The following is a 17,737-nucleotide window of genomic DNA, read 5'->3' as shown; positions in this document are numbered from 1 at the left end:
CCATCTCCTCTGTTGTTGTGTATGCTGTTGATTATTAGTGTATTATTTTGGCTTTGGCATTCTTCTTGTCCACTTGTTGCCTATTCGTCGGTAGGCGACGTCTTTATCTTCACTAACTTTGGGGAGGTAACGAACCGCCGAAACCGATACGATAACCAAATAAACGACCATGAAACATTTATTAGCGACAAGTATCTCCATTGCCCTGCTTGCTTTGGGCATGACGGGATGTAGTGAGAAACAAAGGGCAGAGAAAGAAACTTCGAAAGCCTTCGTCACCATTCAGGGACAATACCTGCTGAAACCCGATGGTTCCAGACTCTTTATTATGGGCACCAATTTGGGCAACTGGCTGAATCCGGAGGGATATATGTTCAAGTTCAGTAAAACCAATTCCGCCCGTTTCATTAATGAGATGTTCTGCCAACTGGTAGGTCCGGACTTTACGGCCGACTTCTGGAAGGCATTCAAAGACAACTATGTGACGCGTGAGGACATTCGTTTCATCAAAAGTACGGGAGCCAATACCATCCGCCTTCCTTTCCATTATAAGTTGTTCACGGATGAGGATTACATGGGGCTGACTGTTCGTCAGGACGGCTTTGTCAGAGTGGACAGCCTTGTAGAGTGGTGCCGGGAATCTGAACTTTATCTTATTCTGGACATGCACGATGCCCCGGGCGGTCAGACGGGCGATAATATAGACGACAGCTATGGTTATCCGTGGCTGTTCGAGAGCGAGGCGAGCCAACAACTTTATTGCGACATCTGGCGTCGCATTGCCGACCGGTATAAGGACGAACCGGTCATCTTGGGCTACGAACTCTTCAACGAACCCATTGCTCCCTACTTCGAGAATATGGAGGAACTTAACGGCAAGCTGGAAGAGGTATATAAGAAAGGTGTGGCGGCCATACGGGAAGTGGACAAGAATCACATCATCCTCTTGGGCGGCGCGCAGTGGAACGGTAACTTCAAGCCTTTCAAAGATACCGGATTCGACGACAAGATAATGTACACCTGCCACCGCTACGGGGGCGAACCTACCAAAGCCGCCATTCAGGAGATCATAAACTTCCGCGACAGTGTGAACCTGCCCATGTACATGGGCGAGATAGGCCATAACACGGACGAGTGGCAGGCAGCTTTTTGCAGGACCATGCGCGAGAACAACATCGGCTATACTTTTTGGCCCTACAAGAAGATGGACGGCTCGTCGTTCGTGGGCATCACTCCACCGGAGAATTGGGCAAACGTGGTTTACTTTTCCGAAGCGTCGCGCACCACGTATAAAGAAATACGTGACGCCCGTCCCGACCAGAGCATGGCACGCAAAGCGATGACGGATTTCGTCGAAGCCTGCAAACTGAAGAATTGCGTGGTTCAGGAGGGATATATACATTCCTTGGGAATGAAGGACTGAACGTATCGCACTGGCTTGTAATTACGTATTTATAAAGATAAAATAGAGAAAAACCATGAAGAAAGTTTTATTCGGTCTGGTTCTGGCTGTCGCACTGCCTCTCACGGCGCAGCAGAAGCCCGTCTATCTGGATGCGGGCAAACCTGTTGAGGAGAGGGTGGAAGATGCGTTGGCCCGGCTGACGCTGGAAGAGAAAGTAGCGATGGTGCATGCGCAGTCTAAATTCAGCAGTCCGGGTGTACCCCGTCTGGGCATTCCGGAGTTTTGGATGACCGACGGTCCCCACGGTATCCGCCCCGAAGTGCTTTGGGACGAGTGGGATCAGGCTGGATGGACCAACGACTCTTGCGTGGCCTATCCGGCATTGACCTGTCTGGCAGCCACGTGGAATCCTGAAATGTCCTTGCTATACGGAAAAAGTATAGGCGAAGAGGCTCGTTACAGGGGAAAGACCGTTCTGCTGGGCCCCGGTGTAAACATCTACCGCACACCGTTGAACGGGCGCAATTTCGAGTATATGGGCGAAGACCCTTATTTGGCAGCCCGCATGGTAGTGCCCTACGTGCAGGGCGTGCAGCAGAACGGGGTTGCTGCTTGTGTGAAGCACTTTGCACTGAACAACCACGAGGTGAACCGCCATACCACCAACGCGGTTGTGGACGACCGTGCACTGTATGAAATCTATCTGCCGGCCTTCAAAGCGGCTGTCCGGGAAGGCAAGGCATGGAGCATCATGGGTGCTTACAACCTTTACAAAGGACAGCACGCCTGCCACAACCAATATCTGCTGAACGACATCCTGAAAGGCGAATGGGGATTCGATGGCGTGGTGGTGTCTGATTGGGGAGGCGTACATGACACTGATCAAGCCATCGCCAACGGGCTGGATATGGAATTCGGCAGTTGGACAAACGGCTTGTCGAACGGTGCCAGCAATGCTTACGATAATTATTACCTGGCCATGCCTTACCTGCAACGCATCCGTGAAGGGAAAGTCGGCATCCGGGAGTTGGACGACAAGGTGCGGCGTATCCTCCGGTTGGCTTTCCGCACTACGATGAACACCGACCGTCCTTTCGGTTCGCTCAACTCTCCGGCACATTATGAAGCTGCCCGCCGCATAGGTGAAGAGGGCATCGTGTTGTTGCAGAACCGTAACAACGTGCTTCCGATAGATCTGAACAAGACAAGGAAGATTGCCGTAATAGGCGAGAACGCCATCAAGATGATGACCGTGGGTGGCGGCTCTTCTTCGTTGAAGGTGCAACGCGAATGCTCTCCGTTGGACGGCATCGGACAACGCGTAGGGGGCAAGGCCGAGGTGGTTTATGCCCGTGGCTACGTGGGCGATGCGAGCGGTGAATACAACGGTGTGGTGACGGGGCAGAACCTGAAAGACGAGCGCACTCCGGAAGAACTGATTGAGGAAGCGGTGCGGGTGGCGCGCGATGCCGACTATGTGATCTTCATCGGCGGACTGAACAAAAGCGCCGGGCAGGATTGTGAAGACTCCGACCGTAAGGGCTTGGATTTGCCCTACGGACAAGATGCCGTAATCTCTGCCTTGGCAAAGGTGAGCAAAAAACTGGTTGTGGTCAATATCTCCGGCAATGCCGTTGCCATGCCTTGGGTGAACGATGTGCCTGCCATTGTACAAGCCTGGTATCTGGGCTCCGAGGCCGGCAGTGCGCTGGCCGCCGTTCTGATGGGTGATGTAACCCCCAGCGGAAAGTTGCCCTTCACGTTCCCTGCAAAGCTGGAAGACGTACCGGCTCATAGCTTGGGCGAATATACCGGGGCGCAGAGTGAGAGCGTGATAGACATCAGATACAATGAAGGCATCTTCGTAGGCTATCGCTGGGCGGACAAGCAGAAAAAAGTGAAGCCCTTGTTCCCCTTCGGCCACGGACTGAGCTATACGACCTTTGAATATGGCAAACCGACCATCGACAGCAAGACTATGACAGCCGATAGTACGTTGACCGTGAAAGTGACCGTCAAAAACGCCGGTACTTACGAAGGACAAGAGGTGGTGCAACTCTACATCAGCGATAAGAAATCGTCCTTGCCCCGCCCTGTGAAAGAACTGAAAGGTTTCCGAAAAATCAAACTGGCTCCGGGCGAAACGTGTGAAGTGACTTTCTGCATCGACCGCGAGGCCCTCAGCTTCTTCGATGACACCAAACATGCCTGGGTGGCGGAACCGGGACGGTTTGAAGCAGTGATTGCCTCCTCGGCAGCCGATGTCAGGGGAGTAGTTCCCTTTGAGTTGAAATAAGACGGGGGGAAATGCGTTTGTTACATATTTATTACTTGCGTTCGGGATAAGAAGCAGGTCGATAACCTCATCGGAGGCTTGTGTTTTAAAGTCGAAGTGTATTGGTTATCAGACGTTTGTCACTGCCCTGTCAGACACTTGTGTCTGTCACGTCAAACATTTGTGTCTGTCGGCTTGAACACTTGCCTCTGTCACGACAAAGGCTTGCAGCTGTCAAACAGGGAGGGGGAGGGCAGGTCGGAGTAAAAGTTCTCTTCTGCCCGGCCGCTGTAAACCGGTGCATTCAGGAAATATCCGTCCGATAGGATGCAACCCTGATCTTTAGCAAAAGAAACCGCTTGTCCCGAACCCAGGTATTTATTCCTCTTTGCAAGCATAAAAAGTAAACGAAAAGGTGAATTTCTCATCTTTTTGTTTACTTTTGTAGAAGTTGATGTTTAATAACTATTCATGAAAAAGTATTTAGCAGAAATGGTCGGGACAATGGTTCTTTTATGCTTTTGTTTTTTTACACAGATAATGCTGTGGCATCCTGCGTCTGAAAAAACCTTTCGATAGCATATATTCTTTTTCTCGGAAGCCTTAGGTGTACATAATCATTTCACCGCCATCGGCCAATGCGTGTCTTCTTTTCCTGTGACATCTTTTGTCCGTATCAAGTATCCTACTTCCGAATAAAATAGTTGATACTCTGCCTTTCCTTTTTTCAATCTCGATGATAAACCGGAGTGCTTCGAATCAGTCGTCTATGCTGACGAACTTCCCTTTCTTATTGAACTTTAAAGAATAGTCATTACTCAATTCGATTTTCATTCCACTACGTTCACGTTCAATCTTGGTAATGATTTCTCTCGGAAAGTTCGTCTTCACGTATTCTTGTACCGAAGTGGGAATCAATGCGGCAGGTATGGCCGCTTTCTTGCAATCTACTTCCAGCCAATTACCTTGCTTGTCAAAATCGATTTCCGTGAAATCCGCCAGTTGTACTTCGTACTTTTTGTTTTGCAGGATTTCGCTTTCAATCTTGATATAATGAATTTGAGGTTTCGTGAAATGTCGGTTGATAAAGTTGCGTGCAACCAGTGGGAGTTGTTTGGCATCCTGAGTAATGACATCTCCGGCAAAAGAAAACTGAACGGCAAAAATTGCCAGTGCTAAAATAGATAATACTTTCATGATTGTTTTTTTAGTGTTACTAATAAAATTGATTCATATCATTCACACTGCAAATGACGGCAATGAATTAGGAAAGATTTGGGAATAATCTGCGTCAGGAACAATCTTTTGATTATTTAACAAGCCGAAAGCAATGCATACCGTCTTGCCATTCATAAGTGAGCTTTAAGGAAGAGTAAAGGGCGATGGAATGTGCTATGGCAAGTCCCAGGCCTGTGGATTCTTTCTTTTCGTCTATGCCATGATAGAAGCGGTGGAACAATTTTTCCTTGTCTAGAGGGGACTCGCCCGTGTTTTTTATCGTCAATGAAGACGACGTGGTAAGAATATGCAGTTCTCCCTTTTCTTTGTTGTGAAGTAATGCGTTCTTCACCAGATTGGATACCAGAATCCGGGCTAAAGAGTGGTTGCAACGTATGATGAGTGGCTTATCACTCCGTTCCCTTGTCAAATGTATTTGCTTATATTCGTAAATATCCATCAGGTCTGGTAGTGAATCATCTAGTATCTCATCCAGCGAAACATCTTTCATTTCGGTATATTGTCCGTTCTCGATGCGAGAAAGCAGTAACAAGGATTTATTCAGTTTGACGGCACGGTTCACGGTAGAGCAAAGTTCATCCAGTGTTTTCATTTGTTGCTCTGTTATACCCTCGCTTTCGGCCAGCAATTCTACCTTGCCTCGGATAATGGCAAGTGGTGTTTGTAGTTCGTGCGAAGCGTTTTCTATGAATTGTTTTTGTTCTTCGTAGGCTTTGTAACTGCGCTTGCCCATATCGAAGGCTGCATTACTCAACTGCCGAAACTCCTGTATTTCCGTTGGGTTATCCAAGGGAGGAAGAGCTTTGCCGGGTTGAATTTGGATGAGCCAATCCAGTAATTTGTATAGTGGGGTAAATACTTTCTTTAAGACCAACCGTATACCGATGGAGGTACAAAGCAGAAGTAAAAGGAATAATGCTCCTAAATACCACAGTAGCGCTTCTACCATATCGTCGCGCTCTAAAGTAGAAATCATCAAAGTCAGCTCGTAAAACTGTCCGTCGGGCATGCTGAATGCTATACGCATCACACGGACAGGCTCTTCTTCATCTTCCGACTCGATGTAGACGGTAGAATCATAGAATACTTGTTGGTAGCGTAATCCCTCCTCTTCCGATATAGGCCTGAATTTGTAGAATGACATCACTGTCCCGGAGGTTTCGAGAATGAAAGGATCATGAAGTGCGTTTTTTATTAGTATACTCCCGTAATTCTTTAATGTATCGTCTGTTTCATCCATCACCTCGTCGATAATCGCATAATAAAACAGCACACCCCATACTGCCATCAACAAGAAAAATAGCAGCGAAAGTTTGCGGTAGGTGTGGTGTAGCAGTTTCATTCTTCCGAAAGTTTATATCCAAAGCCATATACGGCTTTTAATTCGACGGTGGCTTCAGCTTGTTTCAACTTCTTGCGTAGATTCTTTACTTGTGAGTAGATGAAATCCAATGAGTCGGCCTGGTCAATGTTGTCTCCCCATACAGATTCTGCAAGGCTCATTTTGCTGATAACTCGGTTGGGGTTGATTACAAAATAATAAAGCAAATCAAACTCTTTACGATTAAGTTGCAAGAGCTGCCCGTTTATATCGGCTTGTCGTTTATCGGGATTAAGCGATAAGTTTCCAATGTTGACAGTCATATCCCCCTTAGCCTGCCGACGGCGTATCAGGGATTTGACCCGGGCATTCAGCTCTGCCAGATGAAAAGGTTTTGTGAGATAATCGTCTGCGCCCAACTCCAGCCCCTCTACCTTGTCATCCAAGGAGTCTTTGGCAGAAATAATTAGTATACTGTCATTGCGGCGAAGCTGCTTTAGTTCGCGCAACAAGTCCAGGCCGCTTCCACCGGGCAACATGATGTCGAGCAGAACGCAGTCATAATCGTAGTCGTTTATTTTGTTCAAAGCAGAGGAATAATCGGCTGCGGTTTCCACTACGAATTTTTCTTTTAAGAGCGAAGAGCGGATTGTTTCTCGCAGATCTTGCTCATCTTCTATAATCAAGATTTTCATGCAGACAAAAGTCGTTTAAGAATCTGGAAACAATCGGGAATAACCATCAGTCTGTTGCGACGGCTTCTGTTTCATAGTTACCACAAGCTATTTTCGGTTTATGGGTTCTGTACGACAATAATCACATGGCGAAGGCATTGAATCCTCCGTCTACCACGGCAACCGTTCCGGTGACGAAGCTCGAAGCATCACTGATAAGGTATTGGATGGTTCCGCACAGCTCTTCGGCACGACCCATGCGTCCGAAAGGAGTTTGCCGGATGACATCCTGTCCGCGTTGCGTGTAACTTCCGTCGGGATTGGTCAGTAGGGCACGGTTCTGTTCGGTCAGGAAGAAGCCTGGTGCAATGGCGTTTATGCGGATTCCCTCGCCGAATTTCTTTGCCACTTCGGTGGCCATGAAAGCGGTGAAGTTGGAAATGCCCGCTTTGGCTGCGGCATATCCGGCTACTCGTGTCATGGGGCGGAAAGCCGCCATGGACGAGAAGTTGACGATGGCGCCCGACTTCTGTTCCACCATCGGCTTCAGGAATACTTGCGTAGGCAATACAGTGCCCGTCAGGTTCAGGTCGAGCACTTTTTGAAACTCTTCCACCTTCAAGTCGAAGAAAGTTCCGTCGGGAGCTATGGTGGCGCCCGGCATGTTGCCGCCGGCAGCGTTCAGCAAGGCGTCTATGCGTCCGTATGCTTTCAGGATATCGGCCAGATTCTGTTCCAGCAATTCACGGTTCATCACGTCGGTAGTCAGGAACATAGCCTCTCCGCCGGCAGCTTTTATCTCATCTACGATGGCATTCCCCGTTTCGGCCTTACGCCCTAAGATTACGACTTTGGCTCCTTCTTCGGCCAAGTGCAGTGCGATGGCATGTCCCAATACTCCCGTTCCTCCGGTGATGACCACCACTTTGTCTTTGATGTTGAATAAGTTCTTCATGATTTTGCTATTAAAAGTAATTTTTGTCTGTTTGCAAAATTAAGTATTAATCACATTGATACACTAAAAAGCCGGTTAAAATACTTGCTCTATCTCGTCTTTGATGCGTAGTTTGTCCTTGTGTACCACACTTGACTTTTCTTGCGAGCTTCTTTTCAGCATCGTTTCTTTGCCCAATACATTTCTTTCTCAGAAGCTTTTCTGTCAGAGGAACACTGGTTCTCTACAGCCTTTTCAAAATTTTGGTCGAAAAGATAAGCCTTTATTTACAACTTTGCTGCAGCACGAGCAGGCTTTCAGGCCCCATGTTGAAGAGTAGGTCGATGATGCTGAGGTTGGGCAAGAAGCCGAGCCGGTCTTGAAAGACCTGATAGTAGGGATGTGGGGAGAACTCCGTGTTTTCTTGTGTGAAGTCTTTCTTAGGGTGGATGCCTTCGCGGAAATCTGCTTCATCAAGGGTAAGTTCTGTCCGATACTCGGCGGTGCGTTGCATGTCGGGCTGCATGTCTATCAATGAACATACAAGGTGGCACAGCTCTTCGTTGAAATCGGCAAGAAATTCATATTTCTTTTCGTAGAAAGGGCGGAAGTCGTCTTTGTAATACTCGAAAAAAGGAGTATGGTTGTAGGCGGATGATATGGCGTTCCAATGCAGATGTCTCCAGTTACCATGATCGGAAATGCGTATGTCGCGCATGATGCATTTAGGACTGTCCGGTTTCACGATGGGGATAGAAAGGGATAGTTCGCCATCCGGTGCCGCAATGGTGCATCGGTTGCGATAGGTCTGCTTCATGTAATGGTCATGCTGTTCTATGAGCACCTTGTCGTATGTTAGCAGTTTGGTGTAATATTCCACTGGGGCCAGATAGGCGGATGAAAGAAGTACCGTTCGCATCTGTTTAATTGCTGTTTGACGATTTTCCATTTGTTTCCCATACGGTTTGCAGGTTTGTCCCTTGAACACACACATGCATACTCAACAGGGTTTCGGGGTTGCAGATGATACAAATGGCGCAGATTCTTCATTGAAGCGCGACATCTTATCTGTAACGTTGACGCAAAGTTAGGAAAAAAGGAATGTTTCATCGGCACGGCTTCGGCAAAAAAATGTAGTATGTTCTTATTTATACCTCCTCTGGCAACATTATACTTTTGGAAAAGGAAAGTGAAGGGGGATGAAAAGCCTGTTGGTCGTTTTATCTTTCCTCCCGGGTTGTTGTCCTTGAAGTGTGGGCTGATGCCTCCTGAAGTGTGGGCTGATGCCTCCTGAAGTGTGGGCTGACTCCTCCTGAAGTGTGGGAATATCTCCCCTGAAGTGTGGGCATGCGTTTACTAAAGTGTGGCAATAGGCCTGATAAGGTGTGGCAATAAAAACAAAGGAAACTTATTGTCGTTTATGGAAAATTGCAGATATTTGTAGACTATAACCTAACTATTAAACAATTTCAGGTATAATGATTGAATCCATTCAAGAGCTTTTGCAAAAAGAAGCGCAAGCCGTATTGAACATCCCCGTGACAGACGCATACGAACGTGCCGTGGAGCTTATTGTGGAACAAGTGCACCACAAAAAAGGGAAACTGGTGACTTCGGGTATGGGCAAGGCCGGGCAGATAGCCATGAACATAGCCACTACCTTCTGCTCTACCGGCATCCCTTCCGTATTCCTGCATCCCAGCGAAGCACAGCATGGCGACCTCGGAATCTTGCAGGAAAATGATTTGTTGCTGCTTATATCCAACTCGGGCAAGACTCGCGAGATTGTGGAACTGACGCAGCTGGCGCATAATCTGAATCCGGAATTAAAGTTCATAGTAATCACCGGTAATCCCCATAGCCCGCTGGCAGACGAATCTGATGTATGCCTCAGCACGGGAAGCCCCAAAGAGGTATGTGTGCTGGGCATGACTCCCACCACTTCGACTACTGTAATGACCGTTATCGGTGATATTCTGGTGGTGCAGACCATGAAAAAGACAGGATTTACCATTGAAGATTATTCCAAACGCCATCACGGTGGTTACCTTGGAGAAAAGTCAAGATCGTTATGCGTAAAGTAATAGGTATCGGAGAAACCATATTGGACATCATCTTCCGTAACGGACAGCCCACAGCAGCCGTACCCGGTGGTTCGGTATTCAATGGCATTGTTTCGCTGGGGCGTGTAGGGGTTCCCATTTGTTTCATCAGCGAAACCGGAAACGACCATGTGGGTAACATGATTCTTGGGTTTATGCGCGATAACAATATTCCTACGGAGCATGTCAATGTGTTCCCCGACGGAAAATCGCCCGTATCACTTGCTTTCCTGAACGACCGTAGCGATGCGGAATACATCTTCTACAAAGATTATCCTAAACAGCGTCTTGACATTGTCTACCCTGAAATAGAGGAGGACGACATTGTCGTTATCGGTTCGTACTATGCCCTGAATCCGGTGTTGCGCGATAAAGTGGTGGAACTTCTTGACAGGGCACGCAAGAAAAAGGCGATTGTGTATTACGACCCCAATTTCCGTTCTTCGCATAAGGAGGAGGCTATTAAGCTGACTCCCACCATCATTGAGAATCTGGAGTATGCCGATATCGTGCGAGGCTCGCAAGAGGACTTCTTTTATATGTATAACTTGCGTGAAGCCGACAGGATATATAAGGACAAAATCAAATTCTATTGTTCCAATTTTCTTTGTACGGCAGGAGCGGAGCAGATTTCATTGCGCACCGGAAGTATTTCCAAGGAGTATGCCATTCCACCGCTGGAAGCTGTCAGCACCATCGGTGCTGGAGATAACTTTAATGCCGGTATCATCTACGGACTACTGAAGTACGACGTGCGCCACGAAGATTTGAACACCATGAGCGAAGCTACATGGGACAAAGTCATCGGATGCGGCATTGAGTTCTCGGCAGAAGTTTGCAAGAGTTTCTGCAACTCCGTTTCGAAAGAGTTCGCCGAAGCACATAAATAACGTGAGTTCCAACTTTGCGTCGGGTGTTATGAATACGTATAAGTCCTAAGCTACCGAAGTTTGTTGTTAAAATGGGGCGTGTATCTAATGTCGCAAACGGAATAATCGGGTCGATTTGGTTCGATTAATAGACTAAAGAAGGTGGTGCTGATGTTCTATGAGCAAAACAATATCGCATCATTTAAGCAAATCTTCATCTACCGGTTCCTTTTTGCCGTAGAAACCTATTCTTGGAGTTCATATATGGCAAATTTGCGGGCTGATTTTTCGGGATGTCTTATAAAAAATAAGGGCGTATCAAAACGCCCTTATTTTTTATTTCTCAGAATCTTTTATTTTTCGATTCCCAGCAGTTCCACTTCAAATATCAGAGCAGAGAACGGTTTGATTTGACCACCGGTTTCTCTTGAGCCGTATGCAAGGTTGTAAGGGATATAAAGTTCCCATTTTGAGCCTACCGGCATCATTGTGAGCGCTTCCGTCCATCCTTTGATTACTTGGTTGGCGAGGAAAGTAGCCGGTTCGTTGCGTTTGTAAGAGCTGTCGAACTCTGTGCCGTCAATCAGCGTACCTTTGTAGTTTACTTTCACCTTGCTGGTATCGGCAGGGATGGCGCCGTTACCTTTGTTGATGATTTTGTATTGCAGGCCGCTCGGAGTGGTTACCACACCTTCTTTGCCTTTGTTCTCGGCGAGGAACTTCTCGCCGGCAGCTTTGTTGTCGGCATACTTCTCGGCAGTAGCTTTTTCTTTGATGGCTTCCATCTGAGTGTTCATGTACTCTTGTGCCTTTGCCATATCCATGGCGCCGCCCTTGCCTACGACACCTGCGACGAAACCTGCCAGCAGGTTCTCGCGGCTGATGGTTTTCGTGGAGTCACCGCCGAAAATTTGTTGGTTGAAACCTTCCACCCATTGTTTGCTCACCATCTGTCCTACCTGCAGACCGGCCATGTAGGCTGCGTCTTTCTTGGCGATTTTGGTAGCTCCTTCGTTGAAACCTTTCAGGAAGTCGGCCATCTGAGTAGAGTCAATGCCTTGTTGTGCCAGATATTGATCCAGGCCTTCCGTACGTGCCATACCGATGGCATAAGATAATGAGTCAAGATCCGTTTTTAAATTAGCTTTCGGACTTTGTGCTGTGCAAGAAGCCAAACCTGCGGCTACTGCAAGAGCCATGAGAAATGATACTTTTTTCATTTTGCTTTTTAATTTGTTATTTACTTATGATAGAATTTTCAGGAGTTCCACTTCGAATATCAGTGTACTGTGAGGAGGAATCATCTCGCCCGCTCCTTGTGCGCCATAGGCCAGGTCGCCGGGGATGTAGAGTTTCCATTTGGCGCCTTCGGGCATTAGTTGCAGAGCTTCTACCCAGCCGGGGATGACTTGGTTGACGCCGAATACGGCCGGTTGTCCGCGTTTGATGGAACTGTCGAAGAGGGTTCCGTCAATCAGCGTGCCCTCGTACTGACATTCCACTTTGTCGGTTGCTTTGGCATACCGTCCCACGGTTCCTTCGTTGATTACTTCGTATTGAAGCCCGCTGGGCAATGTGACAACGCCGGGACGTTTCTTGTTCTCTTCCAAGAACAGTTGTCCTTGCTCAATGTTGGCGGCATTCATCTTTTCCTCCATTTCTGCGAAATATTTGTTCACGATGTCGCGAGCTTCTGTATGGCTGATAGCCGTTTGGTTGCCTTCTAATACATCCTTGATTGCTTGTGCAAAGTCATCTACCGCGATGCCTTTGGCACCCATGCTTAAAAGATTCTGGCCTATTCCGAGGCCGATGGCGTAACTGAATTTATCCATAAAAATGATGTTGGAGAGCGGAATGAATGTTTGTTCAATCCTATAACATATTAACGAGGGGCAAAAATACATCTTTTATTTGAAAGACAAGGCTTTTTGCCCGTTTAATTTTTGTTTAGGCTGTTTTTAGAGTCTTGGTCGGGCAATTCAGTGGGGTGGGTGATAAAAATGTAATGATAGCTTACCTGTCGAGCGCTTTCATTGAAAAGGAGTCTAAAGACGAGTATCATGAGGATGTCAGAACTCTCTATTCACGAAGAGAACCTCAGTCACAGATGGCTGTGGCGGGGGTAAGTCTTCCAATTTGGGCGTTATGACACACTTTCTATTCCATTTCTAATAGGCAATGTCTTCTTCCGTATTCTTCTCTGTGTATTTGATGTCGAAGCGTCCTTCCGTAATTTTGTTTCCGCTGAACGTGCCGCTGATGACGATTCCGTCCTTGCGTGTTATGAAGGCTTTGCCGTTTCCCAGATTCTCTCCCTCGAAGATGGCGTCTATGTAGGTGCATTCGGCATTTGCTGTCGGGTTGACGAGCTTGAATTCCAACGTCTTGAATCGGTCCACTTGGGTTCTTATCAGGTAGTAACCGGCTTTCTCATCGCTGATAATGGAGGCTTTGGGTAGCCCGAATCGTCCTCCGGTGTATATCCAGCCATCTATCAGGCAGCCCAATGTGTTCTTGCCGGTTTTGGTGGCTTCCGGCATCAGGGTGGGGTCCACAGAAGTATTCTCCTCGCAGGCGCAGCAAAGGAGTAGCATGAACAGGTATAATAGCTTTTTCATCATGATGGTATGTTTTTTTAGAAGTGATAATTCAAACCGAAAGTCAGGGATAACTGGCCGAAGAACCCTTCGCCGGTGTCGGGGTGTTCTACTTTCCAATGTTCGCCGTGGTAGTCGACGGAGTATCTTTCCGAGTGCGACAACACCCAGTTGCAACGGGCCGAAACGCCCCATTGCTTTGTCAGGAAGTACTCTGCGGCAAGGGCAAAGTTGCAGGCCAATTTGTCCATCGACACCTTGCGCGGCTTATCATAGACCACGCTCTTGTCCGTATAGAACTGGTAGCCTGCGCCGGCTGACAGTTGTATCTGATAGCCGGGTTGGAGGAAGAATACACCGACTTGCGGTGCCAGATAATTGAGGTGGATTTTATCCGAGCCATTCGCCTGTTTTTCCTGAAAGAGACTGCCTTGATAGAGGAATCCCGCTCCGATAACGGCTCTTTTTTCGGACGATGCCTGACCTGTATACCAATAGTTGAGGTCCCAGCCGACTCCTTTTCGCAGGTTGTTGCAGTAGTCGTCGGCACTGCCGGTGACTCCCATAAGCCGGCCTGTGTACCGGGCGGGACCTATGTGTGCGGAGAGTGAGGAGCTTCCCGAAGGTTTGCCTTGTGCGGACGAGGAGACGGAAAGGAACAGCAGTATCCCCGTCAGGCAGAGGGTAAGGCGATTTTGTCTTTTCATAAGTCGTTTTGTTTAATGATGGTTGCTTTAATAAATGCAGCTGTTGCGAAATACTGCGTATGATGGAGCAATATTCGGCGGACGATGTCGACATGCGGCATGGATTGCCGTGTTGCATCTGTTGTATCTATAGAAAAAGTTCCGTATACTCAGGGAATAAAAGTGTTTAGTGTATGCAGAAAACTTGTTCTCGGCCGAGATGAATCTCTGTACGCGGCCTGCGGATACAAATCCGCGCACTGCGGATATATGTTCGCGCCTTGCGGATATATATCTGCGCACTGCGGACAAAGATTCGGGAATAAGGATGAAGCACATTCCGTAAGCAGAAACGTGTAAATACATCAGTCGCGGAGACAAGTTTTGGCAGGCACACCGAGAACCGGTCGATTTTTGAGCAGGCTGACAGCTGCTCTTAAAGTTTTATCCTGCGTTCCGGTTAAATATCTTTGTGAAAGTGGCGGCGTGTCACTAAAAAACCTAAATTTGTAAAGGCTTAGTAAAGAGAGGAGTAAAACTATGAGAAAAATGGTCGTTTTATCCGGCGCAGGAATGAGCGCCGAAAGCGGTATCAGCACGTTTCGCGATGCGGGCGGACTGTGGGATAAATATCCGGTGGAACAAGTGGCCACTCCCGAAGGATATGCACGTAATCCGGAGTTGGTGACAAGCTTCTACAACGAACGCCGTAAACAACTGCTGGAGGTGGAGCCGAATGCGGGGCACAGACTGCTTGCAGAGTTGGAGAAGAGTTTCGATGTGACTGTCGTGACGCAGAATGTCGACAATCTGCACGAGCGCGCAGGCAGCACTCACGTCATTCATCTGCATGGTGAGTTGACAAAAGTCTGTTCCGGCCGTGACCCTTACGACCCTCGGTATGTGAAGACCCTGAAACCCGAAGAGTATGAGGTGAAGCCGGGCGACAAGGCCGGAGACGGTTCGCCGCTTCGTCCGTTCATCGTATGGTTCGGTGAGGCGGTGCCGGAGATAGAAACAGCCATCGGCTATGTGGAGAAAGCCGATGTGTTTGTCATCATCGGAACCTCCATGAATGTATACCCGGCCGCAGGATTGCTGCATTACGTGCCCCGTGAAGCGGACGTTTACTTGATCGACCCCAAGCCGGTGGACACGCACTCCGCGCGGCAGATACACGTCATCCGGAAAGGAGCGTCGGAAGGGGTGAGGGAACTGATTGCCTTGCTGAACGGATAAGGGCAGGGGGCGGTTTACTTCTTCAATAGAGCACGCAGCACGAACCATGCGTGGTGGGCCGCCGTGCTTATCATCCCATAGTGTTTCGCCATGATACGGAAGCGTTCGATGAGAGATGCCCTGCGGTTCTTAGTGGTCATCCCTTCCTCTAAATAATCTATGAGGGTGAGGTGCGTGTTGTGCAACGTCTTGGCTTTCTTCATTATTCTGATGCACCAGTCGAAGTCTGCCGAGTAGCGATATTGCAGGTCGTATGGCTCGGCCAAAGCAGTTCTGGCGAAGAAAGCCTGATGGCATACCAACATCCCTTGTTTGAAACTGCGCCATGTGAGCGTCTCCGGGGCAGAGAGGCGGCGCATGCGGACAAAATGCCTTTCCTTGTCCACCAATGCCGTTTCGCCATACAGCACGTCGGGGAGTTCGGCCTTGGTAAGGCTATCTGCCATCTGCTGCAAAGTGCTGTCTTCGTGAAAGCAGTCTCCGGCATTGAGGAAGCACACATAGTCGCCCGTGGCCAGACGCAGGCCTTTGTTCATGGCGTCGTACAATCCCTTGTCCGGTTCGCTCACCACACGGGCGATGCGCCCTTTATACCGTTCTATGATGGCGAGCGTGCCGTCCTTCGAAGCGCCGTCCACGATGATATACTCCACGTGGCGGTAGGTTTGCGCAATGACGCTCTGAATGGTGTCTTCCAGTTCCGCTTCGGCATTGAAGCACACGGTGACGATGCTGAACGTCGGTGTAAGGTGGTTATTGTGCATGGTTTCCGGTGGCTTTATTGTAGAGGTCGATGTATTTCTTGGCGATGATATTCTCGGAATAACTGGACACCGCCTTGCGCGAGGCTTGTTCCGCGAGGCTTGCATGGTCGGGTTCATTCAGCGTCCAGTAAATGCCGTTGGCAAAGTCTTCCGACGATTTGTATTGCGCCACGTATCCGTTGTGCAGATGGTCTATCATCTCCGGAATGCCGCCTACGTTGAAGCCGACACAAGGAATGCCGCATGCCATGGCTTCCATGATGGTATTAGGCAGATTCTCTTCCAAAGAAGGGGTCACGAAGATGTCTACGGCATTGTAGATGTCCACCAGCCGGTGCTCGTTGCTGACAAAATCCAACGGATAGACCTTGAAAGGCAGGAGGTTCTCCAGCTGTTGCGATTGGCTGCCGAAGACCACAACTCCCAGTTCGTCTTTCAGTTCGGGATGCTTTTCCGCCAGCAGCCTGCACGATTCCACCATATAGTCTATGCCCTTCCGTTTGTCCGTTATCTTCACCGAACCGAAGAGCATGAGCTTCATGTCCTGCGGGAGCATGCACTTGGCGCGGGCTTCCTTCTTGTCGCGCGGTTTAAAGAGGTTCACGTTGATGGGGTTGGCGATGCACGTCACGCTCTGTCCGCTCAGCAAGGCGCTTTTCTTGGCCTGCTCTTCCAGCCAGTGGCTGCACGTCACGAAGTGGATGCGACGGTTCTTGTAGAGTTTCATCTTCTTCTTGTAGGTGCGGTATGACAGGTCTCGCTTGCTTCCGCCTCCATAGATGAAAGGACAGTGGTGGCATTCCTGATGATAGTTCGTGCACTCGCGGGCATGATGGCAGATGCCGGTGCAAGGCCACATGTCGTGCATGGTCCAGACCAAAGGTTTGCCCGAAGCCAGTATTTTATCGATATTCTTCAATGAGAGCATCCCTTGGTTGATCCAATGCAGATGGATGATGTCTGCCTGCTGAAATTCGGGCAGCGAGGTGATGTCCGTCCCCGTATTGGCTATATCTATGGCAAAAAGGTTGGCTTTTTTGAAGCGGTTGGCCTTCCAGATGACGATGCGTTCCCAAACAAACTTCCACACAGTGCGCCGGCTATGTCCCAATGATACGACGGAAATCCGGTCGGTCTGCTTGTCACGTACCAGCAGTTTTGCCTTGATGCCATGATTCTTGAGCGACTCCATCAGTCGGCAGGCAGCAATGGCAGCTCCGCCTATGCGTTCGGATGTATTGATAAGTAATACTCTCATGAAGTAGTTTTTTATCTTCTATATGCGTGCAAAAGTAGTGCTTTCTGTTGAGAAAGATCTGTTTTTACCCGTTAAAATAATCTGAGTTAGGGATAAGAAGCAGGTCGGTAACCTCACCCGTAGGCTTGTGTTTTAAAGTTGAATCCTATTGTTTATCAGATGTATATCTCTGTCTTGTCAGACGCTTGTGTCTGACGGCTCAAACACTTGCCTCTGTCACGGCAAAGGATTGCAGCTGTCAAAACAGGAGGAGGGCGGCCGGCTTGAAAGGCTCTCTTCTGCCTAATCTCGCTGTAAACCGGTGCATTCAAGGAATATCTTGCCGACAGGATGCAGCCTCTCATCTTTAGCAAAAGCAACCGCCTATGCCG

The 17,737-nt window shown here is 48.5% G+C and carries 16 protein-coding genes; 5 read left to right on the top strand and 11 right to left on the bottom strand.

Going from position 1 to position 17,737, the window contains the following annotated elements:
• Positions 1 to 169 precede the first annotated feature (169 nt).
• The gene (locus tag EV202_RS04245; RefSeq protein ID WP_131925674.1) at positions 170 to 1,423 is read left to right on the top strand and encodes a glycoside hydrolase family 5 protein; all 1,254 of its coding nucleotides are present in this window, start codon (positions 170 to 172) and stop codon (positions 1,421 to 1,423) included.
• Between the two features lie 55 nt (positions 1,424 to 1,478).
• Positions 1,479 to 3,701 (top strand): glycoside hydrolase family 3 C-terminal domain-containing protein, encoded by a 2,223-nt coding sequence (locus tag EV202_RS04240; protein WP_131925672.1) that lies wholly within the window; start codon positions 1,479 to 1,481, stop codon positions 3,699 to 3,701.
• Positions 3,702 to 4,439: 738 nt separating this feature from the next.
• On the opposite strand, the gene EV202_RS04235 is transcribed toward EV202_RS04240, so the two are convergent.
• From EV202_RS04235 to EV202_RS04215, 5 genes are all read right to left on the bottom strand, one after another.
• Entirely contained in the window at positions 4,440 to 4,880 is a 441-nt protein-coding gene (locus EV202_RS04235; protein ID WP_106070522.1) for a PepSY-like domain-containing protein, read from the bottom strand.
• A 109-nt stretch (positions 4,881 to 4,989) separates the two neighbouring features.
• A complete protein-coding gene (locus tag EV202_RS04230) occupies positions 4,990 to 6,261 on the bottom strand; it encodes a sensor histidine kinase (RefSeq protein ID WP_131925670.1) in 1,272 nt (423 codons plus the stop codon).
• Complete coding sequence (locus EV202_RS04225) at positions 6,258 to 6,935, bottom strand: response regulator transcription factor (RefSeq protein ID WP_125238133.1); 678 nt, start codon at positions 6,933 to 6,935, stop codon at positions 6,258 to 6,260. The genes EV202_RS04230 and EV202_RS04225 overlap by 4 nt, the downstream gene beginning before the upstream one ends.
• Before the next feature lie 121 nt (positions 6,936 to 7,056).
• Complete coding sequence (locus tag EV202_RS04220; RefSeq protein WP_106069427.1) at positions 7,057 to 7,869, bottom strand: SDR family oxidoreductase; 813 nt, start codon at positions 7,867 to 7,869, stop codon at positions 7,057 to 7,059.
• 262 nt (positions 7,870 to 8,131) lie between these two features.
• Positions 8,132 to 8,767, bottom strand: coding sequence for a WbqC family protein (locus tag EV202_RS04215; protein ID WP_131925668.1), 636 nt, complete (start codon positions 8,765 to 8,767; stop codon positions 8,132 to 8,134).
• 559 nt (positions 8,768 to 9,326) lie between these two features.
• On the opposite strand from EV202_RS04215, the gene EV202_RS04210 reads away from it, so the two are divergent.
• Together EV202_RS04210 and EV202_RS04205 are read left to right on the top strand one after the other, a co-directional pair.
• The gene (locus EV202_RS04210; protein ID WP_106069426.1) at positions 9,327 to 9,932 is read left to right on the top strand and encodes an SIS domain-containing protein; all 606 of its coding nucleotides are present in this window, start codon (positions 9,327 to 9,329) and stop codon (positions 9,930 to 9,932) included.
• Positions 9,920 to 10,840 carry a carbohydrate kinase family protein gene (locus tag EV202_RS04205; protein ID WP_106069425.1) on the top strand — a complete coding sequence of 307 codons (921 nt, stop codon included), beginning with the start codon at positions 9,920 to 9,922 and terminating at the stop codon, positions 10,838 to 10,840. The genes EV202_RS04210 and EV202_RS04205 overlap by 13 nt, the downstream gene beginning before the upstream one ends.
• A gap of 332 nt (positions 10,841 to 11,172) precedes the next feature.
• Here EV202_RS04205 and EV202_RS04195 read toward each other — a convergent pair whose 3' ends face one another.
• From EV202_RS04195 to EV202_RS04180, 4 genes are all read right to left on the bottom strand, one after another.
• Entirely contained in the window at positions 11,173 to 12,039 is an 867-nt protein-coding gene (locus tag EV202_RS04195; protein ID WP_131925666.1) for an FKBP-type peptidyl-prolyl cis-trans isomerase, read from the bottom strand.
• Positions 12,040 to 12,063: 24 nt separating this feature from the next.
• Positions 12,064 to 12,654, bottom strand: a complete 591-nt coding sequence (locus EV202_RS04190; protein ID WP_131925664.1) for an FKBP-type peptidyl-prolyl cis-trans isomerase — start codon at positions 12,652 to 12,654, stop codon at positions 12,064 to 12,066.
• A gap of 336 nt (positions 12,655 to 12,990) precedes the next feature.
• Positions 12,991 to 13,440 carry a hypothetical protein gene (locus tag EV202_RS04185; protein ID WP_131925745.1) on the bottom strand — a complete coding sequence of 150 codons (450 nt, stop codon included), beginning with the start codon at positions 13,438 to 13,440 and terminating at the stop codon, positions 12,991 to 12,993.
• A 17-nt stretch (positions 13,441 to 13,457) separates the two neighbouring features.
• Entirely contained in the window at positions 13,458 to 14,126 is a 669-nt protein-coding gene (locus EV202_RS04180; protein ID WP_131925662.1) for an outer membrane beta-barrel protein, read from the bottom strand.
• 519 nt (positions 14,127 to 14,645) lie between these two features.
• On the opposite strand from EV202_RS04180, the gene EV202_RS04175 reads away from it, so the two are divergent.
• Positions 14,646 to 15,344: an SIR2 family NAD-dependent protein deacylase gene (locus tag EV202_RS04175; RefSeq protein WP_131925660.1), complete on the top strand. Its 699-nt coding sequence runs from the start codon at positions 14,646 to 14,648 to the stop codon at positions 15,342 to 15,344.
• Between the two features lie 14 nt (positions 15,345 to 15,358).
• Here EV202_RS04175 and EV202_RS04170 read toward each other — a convergent pair whose 3' ends face one another.
• Complete coding sequence (locus EV202_RS04170; protein WP_131925658.1) at positions 15,359 to 16,108, bottom strand: glycosyltransferase family 2 protein; 750 nt, start codon at positions 16,106 to 16,108, stop codon at positions 15,359 to 15,361.
• Positions 16,098 to 17,366: a glycosyltransferase family 4 protein gene (locus EV202_RS04165; protein WP_131925656.1), complete on the bottom strand. Its 1,269-nt coding sequence runs from the start codon at positions 17,364 to 17,366 to the stop codon at positions 16,098 to 16,100. Before EV202_RS04165 ends, EV202_RS04170 begins: the two co-directional genes overlap by 11 nt.
• Positions 17,367 to 17,737: the final 371 nt, after the last annotated feature.

It is taken from the genome of Prevotella heparinolytica, assembly GCF_004342845.1.
Taxonomy (GTDB): Bacteria; Bacteroidota; Bacteroidia; order Bacteroidales; family Bacteroidaceae; genus Bacteroides; species Bacteroides heparinolyticus.
This window is presented reverse-complemented; position numbering and strand designations above follow the sequence as displayed.

What these genes read in the sequence shown, in the direction of transcription:
- EV202_RS04195 (WP_131925666.1), bottom strand. Translation starts at nt 12,039, where the DNA reads ATGAAAAAAGTATCATTTCTCATGGCTCTTGCAGTAGCCGCAGGTTTG.
- EV202_RS04190 (WP_131925664.1), bottom strand. Translation starts at nt 12,654, where the DNA reads ATGGATAAATTCAGTTACGCCATCGGCCTCGGAATAGGCCAGAATCTT.
- EV202_RS04225 (WP_125238133.1), bottom strand. Translation starts at nt 6,935, where the DNA reads ATGAAAATCTTGATTATAGAAGATGAGCAAGATCTGCGAGAAACAATC.
- EV202_RS04175 (WP_131925660.1), top strand. Translation starts at nt 14,646, where the DNA reads ATGAGAAAAATGGTCGTTTTATCCGGCGCAGGAATGAGCGCCGAAAGC.
- EV202_RS04215 (WP_131925668.1), bottom strand. Translation starts at nt 8,767, where the DNA reads ATGCGAACGGTACTTCTTTCATCCGCCTATCTGGCCCCAGTGGAATAT.
- EV202_RS04180 (WP_131925662.1), bottom strand. Translation starts at nt 14,126, where the DNA reads ATGAAAAGACAAAATCGCCTTACCCTCTGCCTGACGGGGATACTGCTG.
- EV202_RS04210 (WP_106069426.1), top strand. Translation starts at nt 9,327, where the DNA reads ATGATTGAATCCATTCAAGAGCTTTTGCAAAAAGAAGCGCAAGCCGTA.
- EV202_RS04165 (WP_131925656.1), bottom strand. Translation starts at nt 17,366, where the DNA reads ATGAGAGTATTACTTATCAATACATCCGAACGCATAGGCGGAGCTGCC.
- EV202_RS04205 (WP_106069425.1), top strand. Translation starts at nt 9,920, where the DNA reads ATGCGTAAAGTAATAGGTATCGGAGAAACCATATTGGACATCATCTTC.
- EV202_RS04240 (WP_131925672.1), top strand. Translation starts at nt 1,479, where the DNA reads ATGAAGAAAGTTTTATTCGGTCTGGTTCTGGCTGTCGCACTGCCTCTC.
- EV202_RS04220 (WP_106069427.1), bottom strand. Translation starts at nt 7,869, where the DNA reads ATGAAGAACTTATTCAACATCAAAGACAAAGTGGTGGTCATCACCGGA.
- EV202_RS04185 (WP_131925745.1), bottom strand. Translation starts at nt 13,440, where the DNA reads ATGAAAAAGCTATTATACCTGTTCATGCTACTCCTTTGCTGCGCCTGC.
- EV202_RS04170 (WP_131925658.1), bottom strand. Translation starts at nt 16,108, where the DNA reads ATGCACAATAACCACCTTACACCGACGTTCAGCATCGTCACCGTGTGC.
- EV202_RS04230 (WP_131925670.1), bottom strand. Translation starts at nt 6,261, where the DNA reads ATGAAACTGCTACACCACACCTACCGCAAACTTTCGCTGCTATTTTTC.
- EV202_RS04245 (WP_131925674.1), top strand. Translation starts at nt 170, where the DNA reads ATGAAACATTTATTAGCGACAAGTATCTCCATTGCCCTGCTTGCTTTG.